Origin of the sequence: Methanobrevibacter sp., from assembly GCF_045116495.1 — an archaeon.
In the GTDB taxonomy this organism is placed as follows: domain Archaea; phylum Methanobacteriota; class Methanobacteria; order Methanobacteriales; family Methanobacteriaceae; genus Methanocatella.
The window spans coordinates 1-3,270 of record NZ_JBGULU010000185.1 but is presented as its reverse complement, the minus strand read 5'-3'; the positions used below and the strand labels follow the sequence as shown (position 1 = coordinate 3,270).

3 protein-coding genes are annotated in these 3,270 nt (G+C 35.5%); 1 reads left to right on the top strand and 2 read right to left on the bottom strand.

From position 1 onward, the window contains the following. Nucleotides 1-48 precede the first annotated feature (48 nt). The gene (locus tag ACJMLH_RS09795; protein ID WP_405277179.1) at nt 49-699 is read right to left on the bottom strand and encodes a potassium channel family protein; all 651 of its coding nucleotides are present in this window, start codon (nt 697-699) and stop codon (nt 49-51) included. Nucleotides 700-753: 54 nt separating this feature from the next. Beyond that, a complete protein-coding gene (locus ACJMLH_RS09790) occupies nt 754-2,187 on the bottom strand; it encodes a TrkH family potassium uptake protein (RefSeq protein ID WP_405277177.1) in 1,434 nt (477 codons plus the stop codon). 76 nt (nt 2,188-2,263) lie between these two features. On the opposite strand from ACJMLH_RS09790, the gene ACJMLH_RS09785 reads away from it, so the two are divergent. Beyond that, nucleotides 2,264-3,270, top strand: a 1,007-nt coding sequence (locus ACJMLH_RS09785) for a UPF0104 family protein (RefSeq protein ID WP_405277175.1), incomplete at its 3' end; no start/stop codon positions are given.

Below are 3,270 nucleotides of genomic sequence, written 5' to 3'. Positions count from 1 at the left end.
AAATAATGGAAAAGACCATATTAGATTGTCTTATTCCTATTTATAATTTTATTTTTCTAATTTTTTTGATACATTTTTCAATGTTCCCCTTTTAACAAGGATGGATACTTTTTCTCCACGGGAAATGATGTCATCCGGCTGAGGAATCATCAGTTTTCCTCTTTGATAGGTGGAAATGATTATGAAATCTTTGGTTGGAGACACTTCCTTAAATCGTTTTCCAACAATTTTGTCATTTGTTATTGTCATTTCAAGAATCTCGGCATCACCTTCTCCGAGAGTTGTTAATTTTGATACTCTTGGATTTGTAACAAATTGGGCCAAATCTCTTGCAGCACTTATTTCCGGACTGATTACTCTGTCAATTCCAACTTCTTTAAATGCTTCTTCGTGGTCAGGATTACTTACACGGGCAATGATTGTTTCAACATTATATTTTCTAACTAAAATGCATGAAAGCAGGTTTGCTTCATCGTTTCCTGTAGTGGCTATGAAGTAATCCGCATCTTCAATGTTTGATTCTTCAAGCAATTTTGAACTTGTACCGTTTCCATGAATAACGAGAGCATCAAGTTCTCCAGCTACTTCTGAGCATAATCCTTCATCACTTTCAATTAAAGTTATGTCAAATCCATTATCTATTAATAAATTCGCAAGAGCAAGTCCGACACGACCTCCTCCCATAATAATTGCATACATCAAATCTCCCCATTAATATTTGATAATCAATATTTATTTTTGAATGTTATATATTTATCTTTTAAAAATTTCGAAAAATGCTCTAAGTGTGATTAGTACAGGATATATTTCCAGTCTTCCTGTCCACATATCAAACATGCTTACTATTTTTATCACAGGATTTAATGAGGGTGTGACTATTCCAAGCTCCAAACCGTTGTTTCCCTGTAGTGACATGGCTGCAAACAGGCTTTTAAATGGGTCATAGCCGTATAGGCAGAACAATGCCCAGGTAAACATTATAAACATCATGTAAAGTGTAATGAAGTTTCCGGCTTGGGATATTGCCTTTTCAGGTATTTTACGGCCCTGTAATTTTACGGGAACCACTCTTCCTTCAGGAGATAATATCTCACGAACATGTCTGTATATTCCTTTAAAGAAAGTAATCATTCTAACAAGCTTGATTGCACCTACAGTAGAGCCGTTTGAACCTCCAGTCAATATCAAACACATTAAACAAATGTTTACAAATGGTGGCCAGTTTCCCATATCTGTAGGGGAAACAACGCTTGCTCCGGTTGTTGTAATTGCAGATACTACTGTAAATAGTAGGTCCATCGGAACAATGTTTGATACAAAATATAGTAGTACTGTAACGATGGCAATCACGCTTATTATGATTTTAAATTGCAGGTCTTCAATCAATGATTTTCCTCTTGTTTTGATAACTTTGTAGTGAACTAAAAAGCTTGTAGCACCAAGTATCATCAGAACGATTGATATGAAATAAATCAGGTCATTTTGATAGTATCCCATATTTGCATTTTTAATGCTCATTCCGCCTGTTGAGATAATGGAGAGTGTGCTGCAGATGGAATCAAATAGGGGCATTCCTGCAAGTAAATATAAAATAATTCCTCCAATGGTATAGATTCCATAGATTATAATTGTTTTTTCGAGGGTTGTTTTAACACTTGGTTTGATACGTTCGTCACGTGCTTCTGATTGGTACAGTTTTGATGATACCAGTCCTGGCTTTGCCAAAACGCTTATAATCATAACGACCACTCCCAATCCACCAACCCATTGTTCAAATGCTCTGAAAAATAGGACGCTGTGTGGCAGTATTTCGACATCAGGAAATAGGGTCATTCCATTCCCTGTTAAAGCGGACATACTTTCAAAAACAGCATCGATTGGCGCCATATTTGTCGAAAGCATAAATACGACTCCTCCAATTATACTTGCCCACAGCCAAGCAAATGATGAGAGAATCATACCATGTTTTAGCCGTATTTTTTTATTTTCATATTCCTTGAAATATATTCTAAAAAATAGTCCTAATAATATAGAAATTGCTGCAGGTATAACAAAACTGATCACGTCGAATTCAAAGTAAACCAAATCGAAAATCAGGGGAACTAAACACATTGCTCCGATTCCAATCATTAAATTCCCTGAATTTAATGCAACGACCACTAAATCCGATTTTGTTATATACCTCATTAATGTAATAATTTGATTACCTTTCTATATAAATTTATAAGTAACATGAATATATAAGTAATATAAGGTTAGGCATATGGATCGTAAAACAATAATATTATTGGGAATCAGCGTTATTATTTTGCTCATAATGCTGTGGTTTGTAGGTATTGACCAGGTGTTGGATGCTTTAAAAATGGCTAATTTATGGATTATAGCTCTAGCTATTGCAACTCAAATATTTACTTATTTTTTATATACTTTGCGCTGGCAAATCCTTAGTAAATTGGCGGATATGGATGTGAGCATAATGAAATTGCTCCCAATGGTTCTGGTAAGTCTTGCTGTTAATAACATCACTCCTTCCGGACGTGGGGGTGGAGAGCCTGTAAGGGCGTATCTGTTATCCAAATCAAATGAAAACTATCGTTTTGAAGATTCTTTTGCGACTGTTGTTGCGGATAGGGCTTTGGATACATTTCCTTTTGTTGTGCTGGCTGCAATCACAATTGCATCAATGGCGCTCTTTTTCAATTTCGATTTATGGCTAATCATTGTAATGGTTTTGGCAGTCATTGCTATTGTTATAGTATTGGCAATCCTTATTTACATGTGTATTAATCCCGGCTTTGGACAAAGAGTTGACGGCTGGATTATAGGTCTTGTTAGGAGATTTTACAAGAAAAATTCTGAAGAACTTGAAAATCAGATTCATGATGCCATTTTAGGTTTTCAAGATACAATGAAGATGCTGATGTCAAATAAGAAAGGTCTGGCATATACTCTTACATTATCTTTTGTAATTTGGATTTTTGAAATTATTAGGGTTTATTTGGTGTTTTTAGCATTTGGAGCAAATGTGAATCTGATAGTAATCGGGGAAGTATTTATCGTGGCTTGTCTGGTCGGTATGATTCCTCTTCTTCCTGGAGGTCTTGGAGCTGTTGACGGTTTAATGATTATATTTTATTCGGCTGCAGGTATTCCGGCTTCAGTCAGTGCGGCTGCAACCGTTATTGAAAGGTTAATTTCATTCTGGATGACAACTATAATTGGTTTGGTCATTATGCCTTATTATGGTTCTGCAGCTTTAGATAAGATTTC